The 14,832-nt window shown below is 72.8% G+C and carries 12 protein-coding genes; 2 read left to right on the top strand and 10 right to left on the bottom strand.

The genetic code is table 11. From position 1 onward, the window contains the following. From ABZY12_RS31985 to ABZY12_RS31955, 7 genes are all read right to left on the bottom strand, one after another. Window positions 1-875: adenosylhomocysteinase (locus tag ABZY12_RS31985; protein WP_356896539.1), on the bottom strand; the 875-nt coding region annotated here is incomplete at its 3' end. Window positions 876-1,214: 339 nt separating this feature from the next. Next, the gene (locus ABZY12_RS31980) at window positions 1,215-2,180 is read right to left on the bottom strand and encodes a cation diffusion facilitator family transporter (protein WP_356896538.1); all 966 of its coding nucleotides are present in this window, start codon (window positions 2,178-2,180) and stop codon (window positions 1,215-1,217) included. 69 nt (window positions 2,181-2,249) lie between these two features. Further along, complete coding sequence (gene manA, locus ABZY12_RS31975) at window positions 2,250-3,401, bottom strand: mannose-6-phosphate isomerase, class I (RefSeq protein ID WP_356896536.1); 1,152 nt, start codon at window positions 3,399-3,401, stop codon at window positions 2,250-2,252. Window positions 3,402-3,562: 161 nt separating this feature from the next. After that, complete coding sequence (locus ABZY12_RS31970) at window positions 3,563-4,714, bottom strand: SIS domain-containing protein (RefSeq protein WP_356896534.1); 1,152 nt, start codon at window positions 4,712-4,714, stop codon at window positions 3,563-3,565. A gap of 165 nt (window positions 4,715-4,879) precedes the next feature. Then, a complete protein-coding gene (locus ABZY12_RS31965; protein ID WP_356896532.1) occupies window positions 4,880-5,062 on the bottom strand; it encodes a Trm112 family protein in 183 nt (60 codons plus the stop codon). 125 nt (window positions 5,063-5,187) lie between these two features. After that, window positions 5,188-6,555: a phosphomannomutase/phosphoglucomutase gene (locus ABZY12_RS31960; protein WP_356896530.1), complete on the bottom strand. Its 1,368-nt coding sequence runs from the start codon at window positions 6,553-6,555 to the stop codon at window positions 5,188-5,190. 152 nt (window positions 6,556-6,707) lie between these two features. Next, window positions 6,708-7,136, bottom strand: coding sequence for a DUF3499 domain-containing protein (locus ABZY12_RS31955; RefSeq protein WP_356896528.1), 429 nt, complete (start codon window positions 7,134-7,136; stop codon window positions 6,708-6,710). 374 nt (window positions 7,137-7,510) lie between these two features. Between ABZY12_RS31955 and ABZY12_RS31950 the strand changes: the two genes are divergently transcribed. Then, window positions 7,511-7,966 carry a metallopeptidase family protein gene (locus ABZY12_RS31950; RefSeq protein ID WP_356896543.1) on the top strand — a complete coding sequence of 152 codons (456 nt, stop codon included), beginning with the start codon at window positions 7,511-7,513 and terminating at the stop codon, window positions 7,964-7,966. A 74-nt stretch (window positions 7,967-8,040) separates the two neighbouring features. On the opposite strand, the gene ABZY12_RS31945 is transcribed toward ABZY12_RS31950, so the two are convergent. From ABZY12_RS31945 to ABZY12_RS31935, 3 genes are all read right to left on the bottom strand, one after another. After that, window positions 8,041-9,564, bottom strand: coding sequence for a DUF5719 family protein (locus ABZY12_RS31945; protein WP_356896526.1), 1,524 nt, complete (start codon window positions 9,562-9,564; stop codon window positions 8,041-8,043). Then, window positions 9,561-13,178, bottom strand: a complete 3,618-nt coding sequence (locus tag ABZY12_RS31940) for a glycosyltransferase family 2 protein (protein ID WP_356896524.1) — start codon at window positions 13,176-13,178, stop codon at window positions 9,561-9,563. Before ABZY12_RS31940 ends, ABZY12_RS31945 begins: the two co-directional genes overlap by 4 nt. A gap of 182 nt (window positions 13,179-13,360) precedes the next feature. After that, complete coding sequence (locus ABZY12_RS31935) at window positions 13,361-13,624, bottom strand: WhiB family transcriptional regulator (RefSeq protein WP_015033978.1); 264 nt, start codon at window positions 13,622-13,624, stop codon at window positions 13,361-13,363. 690 nt (window positions 13,625-14,314) lie between these two features. Between ABZY12_RS31935 and ABZY12_RS31930 the strand changes: the two genes are divergently transcribed. Then, window positions 14,315-14,824, top strand: a complete 510-nt coding sequence (locus ABZY12_RS31930; protein ID WP_356896522.1) for a cysteine dioxygenase family protein — start codon at window positions 14,315-14,317, stop codon at window positions 14,822-14,824. The last annotated feature ends 8 nt before the right edge of the window (window positions 14,825-14,832 follow it).

Raw genomic sequence — 14,832 nt, 5'->3', positions numbered from 1 at the left:
ATGACACGGGCACCCTGACCCCGCAGCGACTCCGCGCAGCCCTTGCCCACATCGCCGTAACCGCACACGACGGCGGTCTTTCCACCGATGAGGACATCGGTGGCGCGGTTGATGCCGTCGATCAGGGAGTGACGGCAGCCGTACTTGTTGTCGAACTTCGACTTCGTCACGGCATCGTTCACATTGATCGCCGGGAACAGGAGGGAGCCGGCCTGCTGCATCTCGTACAGGCGGTGGACACCGGTCGTGGTCTCCTCCGTGACACCGCGGATCTCGGACGCCAGCTGGGTCCACTTCTGCGGGTTCTCGCCGAGGGTGCGGTTGAGGAGACGGAGGATGTGGGCGTACTCCTCGCTGTCCGCGGTGGACGGGTCCGGGGCGGAGCCGGCCTTCTCGAACTCGACGCCCTTGTGGACGAGGAGGGTCGCGTCACCGCCGTCGTCCAGGATCATGTTCGGGCCGCCGGTGGGGGTGTTCGGCCAGGTCAGGGCCTGCTCCGTGCACCACCAGTACTCCTCCAGCGTCTCGCCCTTCCAGGCGAAGACCGGGACGCCGGCGGGCGCCTCGGGGGTGCCGTTCGGGCCGACGGCGATGGCCGCGGCGGCGTGGTCCTGGGTGGAGAAGATGTTGCAGGAGGCCCAGCGGACCTCGGCGCCGAGGGCGACCAGGGTCTCGATGAGGACCGCCGTCTGCACGGTCATGTGCAGGGAGCCCGTGATCCGCGCGCCGGCGAGGGGCTGCTGTTCGGCGTACTCGCGACGGATCGACATCAGACCGGGCATCTCGTGCTCGGCGAGGGTGATCTCCTTGCGGCCGAAGGCGGCCAGGGACAGGTCGGCGACCTTGAAGTCCTGCTGGGTGGCGACAGTCGTCATGACTGGGCTGCTCCTCGTGAATCGGGTTCGAGGGTCGGTTGAGGCGCCTGACACCGCGCTTCGGGGGCACCGCGGGCATACGAATGCCCGGGTACTCCCGCGGTGCAGTCGTCGGAGGCCCTCTCTCCCTCGGCCGGTCCGAGAGGACCGCCCGACCGCCATCAGCAGCGACGTCTGGCTGGTCACGAATCTACACCGATCGGCGCAGCGACCCACAGTCCGCCCGGGGGCGGGATTCGGCCGGATCCGGCCGCGACAGGGCCTCGAGAAGGGGTCGGGAGGGTGGGAGAGAGGCGGGGCACGGCCCCGGACCGTTCGGTCCGGGGCCGTGTCCGCCGGTCAGTGGCCCGTGCCGCCCGGGGCCTTGGCCGGGTTGCCGCCGGAGGTGGCCGCGGTCTCGTCGTAGATGTCCGGCTCCAGGTAGATGACCCGGGCGATCGGGACGGCGGCGCGGATGCGCTCCTCGGCCGCGTTGATGGCGGCCGCGATCTGGGAGGCCGTGTCGCCGTGCCGGACGGCGATCTTGGCGGCGACGAGGAGCTCCTCGGGGCCGAGGTGGAGCGTGCGCATGTGGATGAGGCGGCTGACGGTCTCGCCGTCGACGACCGCGTCCTCGATCTTCTTCACCTCGTCGACGCCGGCTGCCTCGCCGAGCAGGAGCGACTTGGTCTCGGCGGCGAGGACGATCGCGATGAGGATGAGCAGGACACCGATGCACAGGGTGCCGATGCCGTCCCAGATCCCGTCACCGGTGGCGAGCGCCAGGCTGACGCCGACGAGGGCGAGGATCAGGCCGACGAGCGCGCCGAGGTCCTCCAGGAGGACGACCGGCAGCTCGGGCGCCTTGGCGCGCTTGACGAACTGGCGCCAGGTCAGGTTGCCGCGGACCTCGTTGGACTCCTTGATGGCCGTGCGGAAGGAGAACGTCTCGGCGATGATCGCGAAGACGAGGACGCCGACCGGCCAGTACCACGCCTCGATCTCGTGCGGGTGCTTGATCTTCTCGTAGCCCTCGTAGATGGCGAACATGCCACCGACGGAGAAGAGCACGATGGAGACGAGGAAGGCGTAGATGTAGCGTTCGCGGCCGTAGCCGAAGGGGTGTTGCGGGGTCGCCTCGCGCTTGGCCTTCTTGCCGCCGACGAGCAGCAGGCCCTGGTTGCCGGAGTCGGCGAGGGAGTGCACGCTCTCGGCGAGCATCGAGGACGAACCACTGAAGAGGAACGCCACGAACTTGGCTACCGCGATGGCGAGGTTGGCGGCGAGTGCCGCCACGATCGCCTTGGTTCCGCCTGACGCGCTCATGGGTGTACGTGTTCCCTTCGTCGATGCTCCGGCCCTGCTGGCGCCGCTGTTCGGCCGCACATTTTTACATCAGGCCACGACGGTCGCGCGGAAGACCGTACCCGTACCCGACAGTTCGGTCTTTTCGCCCGCCGGTACGAAGACGGATTCACCGGCGGCGAGGGTCACTTCGCCCGCCGTGGGCCGGCCCGCGACGGCGAGCAGGATCTGCGGGGTGGCGGCGGTGACGTCGCTGGAGGTCGCGCCCTCCGCCCGTACGAAACGGGAGAGGCGGAACTCGTCGATCGGGGTGTCGTAGACCTCTTCGCCGGACTCGGACGCCTCGGGGCGCAGGACGCCCGGCTCGGTCGGCTCGAAGCGGACGACCCGCAGCAGCTCCGGTACGTCGACGTGCTTCGGGGTCAGGCCGCAGCGCAGGACGTTGTCGGAGTTGGCCATGATCTCGACGCCGAGGCCGTCGAGGTAGGCGTGCGGGACGCCGGCGCCGAGGAAGAGGGCTTCGCCGGGCTGGAGTTGGACGGGGTTGAGCAGCATGGCGGCGATGACCCCGGGGTCCGACGGGTGATGGTGGGCGAGGAAGGCGTACGGGGCGTGCGCGCCGCCCAGGCGGGCGGAGGCGTGCGCGGCCTCGGCGACGGTGTGCGCCATCTCCTCGTGGTCGGCGGTCAGCAGCGCCGTCAGGACCTCGCGCAGCGCGGCCTCTTCGGGGTGCGCGTGCAGCAGGTCGACGTAGGGCTTGAGGGAGTCGACGCCGAGGGCGGCGAGGGTGTCGGCGGCCTCGGCGGGGTCGCGGAAGCCGCACAGCCCCGTGAACGGCGTGAGCGCGCAGATGAGTTCGGGCTTGTGGTTGGCGTCCTTGTAGTTGCGCCGGGGCGCGTCGATCGGGACGCCGGCCGCCTCTTCGGCGGCGAATCCGGCCTTGGCCTGGGCGAGGTCGGGGTGGACCTGGAGGGAGAGCGGGGCGCCGGCGGCGAGCAGTTTGAGGAGGAAGGGCAGGTGCGGGCCGAACTTGTCGACGGTCGGCGCACCCAGCTCCCGTACGGGGTCGGCGTCGATGACCTCGTTGAGCGGACCGCGCTCGGTGCGGGAGGGGGCTCCGGGGTGGGCGCCCATCCACATCTCGGCCTGGGGCTCACCGGTGGGGGTGGTACCGAGCAGCTCCGGGATGGCCGTCGTGGAGCCCCAGGCGTAGGGGCGGACGGTGTTGACGAGGCGGTCCATCGAACGTTCCAGCTTTCCTCAGTGCGGGCTGCGGGTCGGCGGAGTGTCTCAGCGGGTGGTGTCCGTGGGGTGTCTCAGCGGGATACGGGGCGGGACTCGGCGGGGTGGTGCGGGCGGCGTACCGGTGCGCTCACGGCTCGGGCCGGGGGTGCGACGTCGGGTCAGTGCGGTGGGCTGATCCCGGCCGAAGCCAGGGAGAGGTAGATGGCGGCGAAGTCGGTGACGGCGAGGAGTTCGGCGAGGGCCTCCAGCTCGCTGCCCTCCTCGGGTTCGAGTTCGCTGATGGCCGTCTCGTGGCTGAGGGCGAGTTCGCGGGCGGCGGGGGCGGCGGTGAGGCCGCCGGCGGGCCGGTCGCGCAGGAGCACGACCCGGGCGCGCAGGGCCTGCGGCTCGTCGACCCGGTCGCGGAAGAAGTCGTCGGGGTCGGCTCCGGCGGCGTAGTCGCCGGCGAGCAGGACGCCGTGGGCGGGCAGGGCCTCGGGAAGGTCGGCGGCGAGCGCGGGCAGTCCGGCAAGCTCGGCCAGGACGGCGGCGAAGCGGCGGCCGGCCGGGCCGGCCGCGGCGCCTTCGGTCCAGATCAGCGGCAGCGAGTCGGCGAGCTCGGCGGCGAGGGTCTTGGCCGGGTTGCTGTACGTGGCGATGGCCGGTCCGCAGCGTTCGGCCGTGCGGTCGAGGCGGTCGGCGACCTTCTCCAGGGTCTCCGGGGGCGCTTCGAGGAGGCCGACCCGGTCGAGCAGCACGAGGAGCGGGGTGAACAGGGCCCACAGGGCGCTGGGCCCGGCGGCGAGGTCGTCGGCGGTCTCCTCGGCCGTGTCGTACGGGGCCGTGGCCATCGGCACGAGCAGGCCGTGGGAGCCGTTGACGGCCTCGGCGAGCGGGGAGGTGCGGGGGGCGACGGCGACGACGGTGATGCCGCGGCGGTACGCCTGCTCGGCGAGGAGGGCGAGGCCCGGCTCGGAGCCGTCGGTCGTGGGGACCAGGAGGAGGTCCACGGAGCCCGCCCAGCCGGGGAGGGCCCAGCGCAGGGCGCCGGCCGCGGGGGCGACGCCGGTGGGCTGGAGACGGATGACGGGGGCGGCGGCGCCGGCGAGGGAGCCGATCAGGTCGGCGACGCCGGCGGCGGCGGTGCCGGGGCCCGCGACGAGGACGGCGCGGGGGCGGCCCTCGGGGCGGAGCTCGGAGATTCCGGCCTCGGCGGCGTGGCGGGCGGCGGTCCGGACGCGGGCGCCCGCTTCGGCGGCGCCGCGCAGCAGGCCGCGGCGGTCGGCGACGGCGAGGGCGTCCGGGGCGTCGAGGAGGGTCTCGTCCAGCATGGGGCCTCCGGGGCGGGGCGGGTGCGGGCGGCTTGGTGGTGGTGCGCCCGGCCTGCGGCCGGCTGGGGTTTCCCACCCGCACCACCCGTGCAACTCGGATGTCGACTGACGGTGGTCCCGTACTCGGACTTACTCGGACCCCACCGTCGGCGGCTGCGGGTCGCGCTACTGCGGGCGGCGGGCCTCGTCGACCAGGAGGACCGGGATGCCGTCGCGGACCGGGTAGGCAAGGCCACAGCCGTCGCCCGTGCAGACCAGCTCGGGGGTCTCGGCCGCCGTCCGGTCGTTGAGCGGCGCGTGGCAGGCCGGGCAGGCCAGGATCTCCAGGAGGCCGGCTTCGAGCGGCATGGGGTGTCCCTTCGAACAAACGATGATGGTGCTGCCTTTGGGCCAGGTCAGCCTACCGCCGGGGGACGGGGCGCGCGGCTCGTGGCCCGCCCCGTCCGTCCCGGCGGAATCCGTGGATTGCGGCGTCAGCCGGTCGCGCGGACCAGGGCGAGGACCTCGTCGCGCAGCTTGGCCGCGGTGGCCTCGTCACGGGCCTCGACGTTCAGGCGCAGCAGCGGCTCGGTGTTGGAGGCGCGGAGGTTGAACCACCAGTCGTCGGCCGTCACCGTCAGCCCGTCCAGTTCGTCGAGGGTGACGCCGTCCTGCCCCTCGTACGCGGTCTTGACCGCCGCCATCCGGGCGGTCTGGTCGGCGACGGTGGAGTTGATCTCGCCGGACGAGGCGTAGCGGTCGTACGCGGCGACCAGATCCGACAGCGTGCCCTCCTGGCCGCCGAGGGCCGCCAGGACGTGGAGCGCGGCGAGCATGCCCGTGTCGGCGTTCCAGAAGTCCTTGAAGTAGTAGTGGGCGGAGTGCTCGCCGCCGAAGATCGCGCCGGTCCTGGCCATCTCCTCCTTGATGAAGGAGTGGCCGACGCGGGTGCGGACCGGCGTGCCGCCGTTCTCGCGCACGACCTCGGGCACCGACCAGGAGGTGATCAGGTTGTGGATCACCGTGCCGCCGGGGTGCTTGGCCAGTTCGCGGGCGGCGACCAGGGCCGTGATCGCGGACGGGGAGACCGGCTCGCCGCGCTCGTCGACGACGAAGCAGCGGTCGGCGTCGCCGTCGAAGGCGAGGCCGAGGTCGGCGCCCTCGGCGCGGACGCGGGCCTGGAGGTCGACGATGTTCTTCGGGTCGAGCGGGTTGGCCTCGTGGTTCGGGAAGGTGCCGTCGAGCTCGAAGTACATCGGTACGACGTCCAGCGGGAGGCCCCCGAGGACGGTCGGGACGGTGTGGCCGCCCATGCCGTTGCCGGCGTCCACGACGACCTTCAGCGGGCGGATCGCGGTGAGGTCGACGAGCGACCTGAGGTACGTGGCGTAGTCGTCGAGGGTCTCCCGCTCGGTGACCGTGCCGGGGGCGGCGGCGGCCTCGGGCGCGCCCTGCTCCGACCACTGCTCGACCAGGGTGCGGATCTCGGCGAGGCCGGTGTCCTGGCCGACCGGGGCGGCGCCGGCGCGGCACATCTTGATGCCGTTGTACTGGGCCGGGTTGTGCGAGGCGGTGAACATCGCGCCCGGCAGGTTCAGCTGCCCGGAGGCGAAGTACAGCTGGTCCGTCGAGCAGAGCCCGATCAGCGTGACGTCGGCGCCGAGGCGGGCGGCGCCGCGCGAGAAGGCGCCGGACAGGCCCGGCGACGAGGGGCGCATGTCATGGCCGACGACGATCGCGTCCGCGCCCGTGACCCGTACGAACGCGGCGCCGAAGAGCTCGGCGAGACCCTCGTCCCACTGATCCGGCACCACCCCGCGGACGTCGTACGCCTTCACGATCTGCGACAGATCAGCAGCCACGGAACAACCCTCCTGAAGTCTCTGCACGCGTATGCGGCGCGTGTACGGAACGCCCAAACTACCCGGGGTGGGGTGGGGCGCCGCAGACCGAGGGGTCGGTGGGTCCGGTTTCCGCCGGTGCCCGGGGGGTGCGCTCGGGTGCCGTGCGCGGCTCAGGAGTCCGGGGAGCGCAGGACCCGCAGATGTCCGCGGCGTCCGACCTCCATCGGGTTCCCGCCACGGCCGCCGCCCTTGCCGCCGGCCTCGGCGGCGCGCTCCTGGGGGCGGGCCGCCTCCCGTACCGCGTTGGCGAGGGCTTCGAGGTCGTCGCCACTGGGGCGGGACGGCGCGGAGCCGTCGGTGAGCCGCACGACGTCCCAGCCGCGCGGGGCGGTGAGGCGCTCGCTGTGTTCGGCGCACAGGTCGTAGCAGTGGGGCTCGGCGTAGGTGGCGAGCGGGCCGAGGACCGCAGTCGAGTCGGCATAGACGTACGTCAGTGTCGCGACGGCAGGGCGGCCGCACGCGGTGCGCGAACAGCGACGTACAGGGCTCACGACGTTGGACGGTACCGCACTCTTGAGCGGGCCGCGACGACTCTCCACCAGGTCACTCCACCGTGTCGCGGTGTGACGTCGGCCACGCGCCCTTCCGGGACCGCCCTTGTGACCTGCGCGGGAGGAGCCTACGGGGCACGGGGACGATGGGCGATCCGGACAGCGGTCTGCAGGAATCCGGTCAACCACGGCCAGATGGCCGATCCACACGGCGTACCGAATCGAGCCGTCGCTTGGCCGGAATGCTCAACAAACGACAGGGCGGCTCGGCCCGATACGGACCCGGCCCGTGTGCGCCACGGTCGTGGAACACCGAGGAGAGTTACGCTGCGTCAGTGATGGACAGTCCTGTGCCGCCGCGCCCCTCGTCCCGTCCCACCGAGTCCGACCCGACTGCTTCGGACCGGACGGGATCGAACCCGATGGATCCGAGCCGTACGGGGTCCGGCCCGGCGGAGTCGAGCCGGGTTCCGGCGGAGCCACGGACGCGTCGCCGCGACCGTCACGGGCGCGGGATGCGGGGGCCGGTCGCCCCGCCGCAGGTCCCGCTGTCGGCGAGCCGGGCCGACACGTTCCGCGATCTCGTCCTGGACTCCGTGGAGCGGCTGGAGCGGCGCTGGCCGCAGCTGGCGGACGTCGAGTTCATGGTGCTCGACGTGCCGCCGTCGGTGCCGGGCGAGGCCGTTCCGCTGGGGGGTTCGATGCCGGCGGAGAAGAGCGGTCCCGCCCGGGTCGTCGTCTACCGGCGGCCTGTGGAGATCCGCTCCAAGAGCCGCGACGAGCGGGCGCTGCTCGTCCACGAGGTCGTGGTGGAGCAGGTGGCGGAGCTGCTGGGCCTCTCCCCCGAGTCGGTCGATCCCCGGTACGGGCAGGACTGACCGGCGGCCGTCCCGGTCGGTCGCTCTCGCTCTCCGCCCTCGTCAGTCGTCGTCCTCGCCAGTCGTCGTCCTCGTCAGTCGTCCAGGACGGAGAGGTTCTGCTTCGCCGTCGGGACCTCGACCGTGCCCCGGTCGTCGGACAGGGTCTGCACGGTGAACATCGGGATGCCGTCCTCCGGGAGGGCCAGCGTGCGCGCCGCGTGGACCGGTCCGCCCGAGAGGCGTTCCACGGTCAGCGCGTAGGAGCCCTTCAGGCCGTCCGGCACCGGCGGGGTCACGGCCGTCGTCGTACCGCCCTTGACCGTGAAGGTCTTGGACACCGACGTGCCGCCCTCCGAGCCCGCGGAAGCGGTGACCCTGACCTCGGCGGTCTCGCCGGGGGCGGTCAGGGAGAGCGTCGAACCCGCCGGGCGGTTGTCGGCGACGGTGGCGCGGGAGGTGATCGCCGAGGTCGCCGGGATGAAGGCGACCTCCTGGTCGTCGCCCTTGCCGCGGACGACCCGCAGGGCGGCGACCACGGGCGTGGCCTTCTTGGGGTCCGTGGGGGTGAGCAGCAGGGAGCCGGCCTCGCCGCGGGTGAGGTCCGGGAGATCGACGGCCGCGGTCATGCCCGACTTCACGTGGAGGGACTGCGCGCTCGCGGGCACGATCGTGCCGCTCTGGCCGACCAGCTGGATCTTCAGGTCGGCGTCGTCCTGCCCCGGCGCGTACGCGACCAGGCGCACCGAGGTGGCGTCCTTCGGGATGCCGGGCAGGACGGCCCGGGCGCCCGGGTCGGCCGAGGCGGGGAGCCAGTCGCTGCCGAGCTTGTCGTCGGCGGAGCGGATGACGGCGCCGACGCGGCCGCTGCGGGTCGTCACATGGACGGTCACGTCGGCCTTCGCCGCCTCGCCGGTGAGCGTGGAGAGCAGGACGGGGACGCTGGAGTGCGCCGGGACCGGGATGCCCTCGGTCAGTTGCGACGGGAGCGCGCCCTCGGGGCCGTACAGCTCGATGTCGGCTACGGCGGCGGTGTCGTCGGGGTTGGTGAGGTGGACGTAGTCCTGGCGGTCCTTGGCCGTGGAGGCGGCCGGGAACCAGAAGTCCGTGTCGGGGGCGGTGCAGGAGACGCCGAGGAGTCCGCGGGCGCCGCCGGCCGGGACGACGGTGGTCTGCTGGACGGTCCATCCGGGGGCGAGCGCGCCGGTCGCCGAGCCGGTCAGCGCGGGGGCGGTGCCGCCGTTCGCCTCGGCGGTGACGGGCTTTCCGGGCTGGGCGACGGTGGCCGGCGCCTTGGCGGTCGCGGCCTTCTTCGGCTTGTCGTCCACGGGCGTGGCGGCGGCCTGGGCGGGCTTCAGCTCGGCCTTCCCCGGCGCGGCCTTGCCCGGCTCCGTCCTGGTGCCGGCCTTCGCCGTGGGGGTGTACGACGTGTAGACCGTCTCGGCCACCTCGGACGTGCTCGGGGCCGGGCACAGCAGGCTGGAGCGCTCCACGGGCACCGGCAGCTTGGCGATGGGGTGGACCGGGACGGTGCCGTCGGGTGCGGTGAGGGCGGCGAAGCCGGTGATGGCGGCGAGGGCCGTGGCGACCGCGATCAGGGAGAGGGTGGTGCGCTTCACTGGTTGCTGCTCCCGTCGGGACGCTGCTGCTCGGTGTCGTACCCGTAGGTGTACGGGTCGTACTGCTGCTGCTCGTACGGCTGCTGCTGCGGCTGCTGCTGGTCGTAGCCCTGCTGCTGGTACGGGTCGTACTGCTGCGGGTCGTACGGCTGGGGCTGCTGGTCGTACTGCTGCTGCGGGTACTGCTGGTACGGGTCGGCCGCGTACTCCGTGTACTGCGGGTAGTAACCCTGCTGGGCGTACTGCTCCTGCTGCTGTTCCTGCTGCTGCGGCCAGTCCTCCGCCGCGTGCGTCTGCTGGTCGGGTACCGGGGCCGGCTCGGGCTGCGGCTCGGCCTCCGGGGCCTGGTCGGCCGCGGCCTCCGCCTCGGCGGCGGCGCGGAGCCGGCGGGCCCGGCGGCCGTCGCCCTCCATGGCCTGGGCGGGGACGGCGACCTCCTCCTCGGGCAGGTCGTCGTCGATCTCGCGGCGCCGCCCGGGCAGGGCGAGGACGAGCAGGACCACGGCGAGGCCGGCCTGGGTCCAGATCCACGCGGTGTGGGTGAGCGGCTCGTCGTACGTGAGGTCGAGGCGGCCGCCCTCGGCGGGCAGTGCGAAGCCCTGGGCCCAGCCGTCGACGGTGGTCTTCTCGAGTGCCTTGCCGTCGAGCGTGGCGGTCCAGCCGTCGTCGGCGCGGTCGGCGATGCGCAGGACGCGGCCGGCGGGGCCCGACGGGATGTCGGTGTGCGCCTCGACGGGTCCGGCGGCGACGGTGACCGGCCGGGTCGCGTCCGTGCCTCCGCCGTCGGCCTTGGCCGCGGGGACGATCGTCGCGCGGGCGACCTCGCGGTCGACGCGCCACAGCGCGCTGCCGTCGAGCTGGCTGAGCCGGCTGAGGCCCGGGGTGGCGTCGAGGACGCGGCTCATCTGGCGCGGCGCCCCGTCCCGTACGAGGACGTAGCGGATGGCGAATCCGCTGAGCTCCGCGGTCTGGTCGGCGCCGGAGCCCGCCACGAGGTGGGCGACGACCTTGTCGAGCAGGGGGTCGCCGTCGGCGGCCGCGGCGAGTTCGGCGTCGCCGAGGCGGCCGCCGGAGCCGCGGACCAGGGTGTACGCGACCTCGCCGGGTGACGTGCCACCGAGGATGAGGGTGCGGGGCTGGTCGCGGGTGCCGCTCTCCTCGGCGACGAACGCGGGCACCTGGACCGGATCGCGCCGGGTCAGCGGGCCGTCGGCGCCGGCGATCATCCACGTGACCGCGGCCGCGACCGGTCCGAGGGCGGCGGCGAGCGCGATGAGGGCCGCGACGGGCTGGCGCCAGCCGAAGCCGTGCGCGGCGACGCGGGTGCGGCCGCCCTCGGCCCCGACCATGCCGGCCGCGAGCAGGGCGGCGCCGTAGACGAGGGTGGCGGGTCCGGCCCAGCCCGTGCCGCCCGCGCCGTTGGACAGCGCGGCGAACAGCAGGCCGGCGAGGGCGGCGGCCCAGGCCGTACGGACGGCGAACTGACGCTCCTCGCGCAGCAGCGCGGCCAGGGCGGCCAGCACGACGCCGATCAGCAGGAGACCGCCGACGGTCCCCGGGCCGCCGGGGCTGGTCCCGAGCAGGTCGAGGGCGGAGGCCGTTCCCGTACGGATGTCGAGCCCGGCTTCGCGCAGGAAGGCGGCGGGGCTGGTCAGCAGGGAGAGCGACCAGGGGGCCAGGACGAGGAGGGGGGTGCCGACGGTGGCGAGGAAGCGCAGTCCGTACGCGGTGATGTCGCGGCGGCGCAGGACGAGCACGCCGATGCCGAGGACGACCGCGAGCGGCCAGACGATCGGGGTGAACGCCATCGCGAAGGTCAGCAGGAAGGTGTAGGCCCAGGTGGCGCGCCAGCTGCCCCGGTCCGGCCGGTGGAGTCCGGCGGCGGCGACGGCGGCGCGCGCGATGAGCGGCAGCAGGATCGCGAGGACGGCGGTGCCCAGGCGGCCGGTGGCGAGCGCTCCGGTGGCGGCGGGCAGGAAGGCGTACGCGATGGAGCCCCACGCGCGCAGCAGCCTGGACTCGACGATCGGGCGGGCCGCGAAGTAGGCGGTGAAACCGGCCAGCGGGACCGAGCAGACGAGCAGCAGGGTCAGCGCGAAGGAGGTGGAGCCGAGGAAGAGCGCGGAGAGTCCGGCGAGGACGGCGAGGTAGGGCGGTGCGGTCTGGGTGCCGCCGGTGCCGAGGGCGTGCCAGGCGTCGGCGTACCGGCCCCAGAGCTCGGAGACCGAGTCCGGGGCGGGCAGCAGGGCTCCGCCGGCGAGCGCGCCACCGCCGAACAGGCCGCGGCAGGCGACCACGGAGACGAGCAGGAGAAGGGCGAAGAGGAGCGGTCCCGGTTTGCGGGCGATCTTCTTCAGCCGGGCGAACTGCTCGATCTCCATGAAGTCGGCGTCGTCGCCGCCGGGCCCGGATTCGACGGCGCCGTGCCGGGAGCCGCCGGAGTCGGCGTCGGAGCCGCCGAAGTTCGCGACGACCTGTTCGACGGTGGCGCGGACGGTGGCGCCGGGCGGCGGGAAGAGCGGGCGCAGTTCACTCGCGGCGACGGCGGGGTTCTTGCGGCGCTTGCGGGCGGCGAGGATCTTCTCGGGGCGCAGCAGGGTGCCGAAGAGGCCCATGACCTCGTCGACGGCCTGGCCGGGGACCTTGCCGACGAGGTAGGCGAGGGTGCGCAGCAGGGTGCCGAGGATCAGCCGGACCAGGACGTAGGGCAAGACCGCGCCGCGGGCGTTGGCGAGGAGGGTGTAGACGGCGCCGGCCTTGTCGACGCGGTGCGGGTTGGTCACGGACCGGCCGGCGCAGTCGACGGTGCGGCGTTCGCGGGCGGAGGCCTCGGCGTGCCGCAGGACGGCGTCGGGGGCGACGAGGACGCGGTGGCCGGCGGAGTGGGCGCGCCAGCACAGGTCGACGTCGTCGCGCATCAGGGGCAGGCGCCGGTCGAAGCCGCCGAGCTCCTCGAAGACGTCGCGGCGGACGAGCATGCCGGCGCTGGACACGGACAGGACGGAGCGGACCTGGTCGTGCTGGCCCTGGTCCTGTTCGCGGCGGTCGAGGCCGGTCCAGCGGCGGCCGCTGCGGGCGATGGAGACGCCGGCTTCCAGCAGCTGCTTGCGGTCGTACCAGCCGCGGAGCTTGGGGCCGACGATGGCGGCGTACGCGTCGGAGTCGGCGACGCGCAGGAGCTCGGCGAGCGCGTCGGGTTCGGGGGCGCAGTCGTCGTGGAGCAGCCAGAGCCACTGCACGGGCTCGCCGTGCGGGAGTTCGGGCAGGTCGTAGGCGTCGTCGCGCCAAGTGCGGCTGACGGGGTCCCAGCCGCTGGGCCGCTTCAGATAGGGGAGTTCCTCGGGTCCGAGCACGGGGGCGGTGCGGGCGGCCTCCTCGACGGCGGCTCCGAAGCCGGTACGGCGGGCGAGGTGGAGCACGCGGTCGGCGCCGATCGCGTCGGCGACCAGTTGTGCGGAGTCGTCGGCGCTGCCGGTGTCGGCGGCGACGACGTTCTGTACGGGGCGTTCCTGGGCGAGCAGCCCGGCGAGGGCGTCCGGCAGCCAGCGGGCGCCGTCGTGGGTGACGAGCACGGCGGTGACGACGTGTCGCGGAAACTCGGGAGTTGAGGACATCGAGGTACGGGCCCTCCGGCCGGGGTCGCCCGCGGGGGGCGTGAGTGCGTCTCGGACGGGGCCCCACACTAACGGCTGTCAACGCAGACGGTCCGCCGCCTGTGGACAGAGCACAGGCGGCGGACCGTTCGTTGTGTACGGGTGTGCGTGCTTTGGCTGGCGCGGTCGGCGGCGACCGCCGGTCAGACGGCGGCCTTCTTCAGACGGCGTCGTTCACGTTCGGACAGACCGCCCCAGATACCGAAACGTTCATCGTTCTGCAGGGCGTATTCGAGGCATTCGGAGCGGACCTCACAGGCGAGGCAGACCTTCTTGGCCTCGCGGGTCGAGCCGCCCTTCTCGGGGAAGAAGGACTCGGGATCGGTCTGGGCGCACAGCGCGCGCTCCTGCCAGCCGAGTTCCTCGTCCGCGTCCTCGACCAGCAGTTCCTGGAACAACTCGGTCATGTGCGCCCCTCGTCTGTCTTCGCGTCCCCGTGATGTAGCCGCCACCGATTTCCGGCCGAACGACACGAGTGAAATTACAAGTTTGTGCTCTGTGCGAGTCAAGCCGGAATCTGCTATTGGGCCCGGTATTCACTCTGCGGAACCAAGGCTATGCGGAAAGTGTTCAAATCACCAAAAACCTGACACTTGCCACCGGCCTGGCCGCACCGCGCCTCTTCGTGAAGGAGGACGCCCGAGACGTGGATCTTGTTGCGATCCAGCCACGGAAGCGATCCGGATCACAGTCTGATCACGAGACCCCCACCGCGTTTACGGGCACGGTTGCTGCGCCATGTGTCCCGCCCTTCGGCTGCACAAACCTTTCTCCGGACGCAGTAACCGGATGAGGTGAAACATTACCCCCAAAACGGGCATTGGGTTGACAGTCGGGACGTCCGCCCGTCACCTTTGTTGCCATGCCAGCGACCTCAGCGCCCTCCGCGACCCACGCCCGTGGGTTCCGCCGCGCTGTCCAGGCGCGCTGTTGCTGTTGCTGTCCCAGCTGTTGATGCCGTAGCGCTCCAGCCTGCTTCATCTCACGCGTCACCTCTCTCGCGTCACCCCGTTACCCCCGTTTTCTCGCGTCACCCCCGCTTTCTCGCGACACCCCGCACTGCACACTTCTGCTTCTGCCGAGGAACCACCGCACCCATGAACAGCGACAGCGACCTTCAGATCGCCGGCGACATCCTCGAGGTCCAGCACCTCCTCCAGCCCGCCCGCGAGCACCCCGCCACCGTGGCCGAGTTCGCCGGGCTCGCCCGCTCCATCGCCGCCGACCGCGCGCAGTGGGCCCCGTACGTCGAGTACGACGCCACCACCCGCTGGTACCACCGGCTGCGCACCGGTCCCGGCTACGAGGTCTGGCTGCTCTCCTGGGTGCCCGGCCAGGGCAGCGGATCGCACGACCACGGCCCTTCGTCCGGCGTACTGACCGTGCTGCGGGGCGAGTTGACGGAACGTACGGAGCGGGGCACGCGGACGCTCACGGCCGGCGCGCAGCGGGTGTTCGCGCCGGGGTACGTCCACGAGGTCGTCAACGCTTCGCTGGAGCCGGCGGTCAGCCTGCACGTCTACTACCCGGGCCTCACCGAGATGCCGATGCACGAATCCCTCGGGGCGCGGTGCGCCCCGGAGCCCCGGGGAGTTGTACCGGCCTGACGGGCCCG

It is taken from the genome of Streptomyces sp. NPDC006551 (assembly GCF_040611675.1).
In the GTDB taxonomy this organism is placed as follows: domain Bacteria; phylum Actinomycetota; class Actinomycetes; order Streptomycetales; family Streptomycetaceae; genus Streptomyces.
This window is presented reverse-complemented; position numbering and strand designations above follow the sequence as displayed.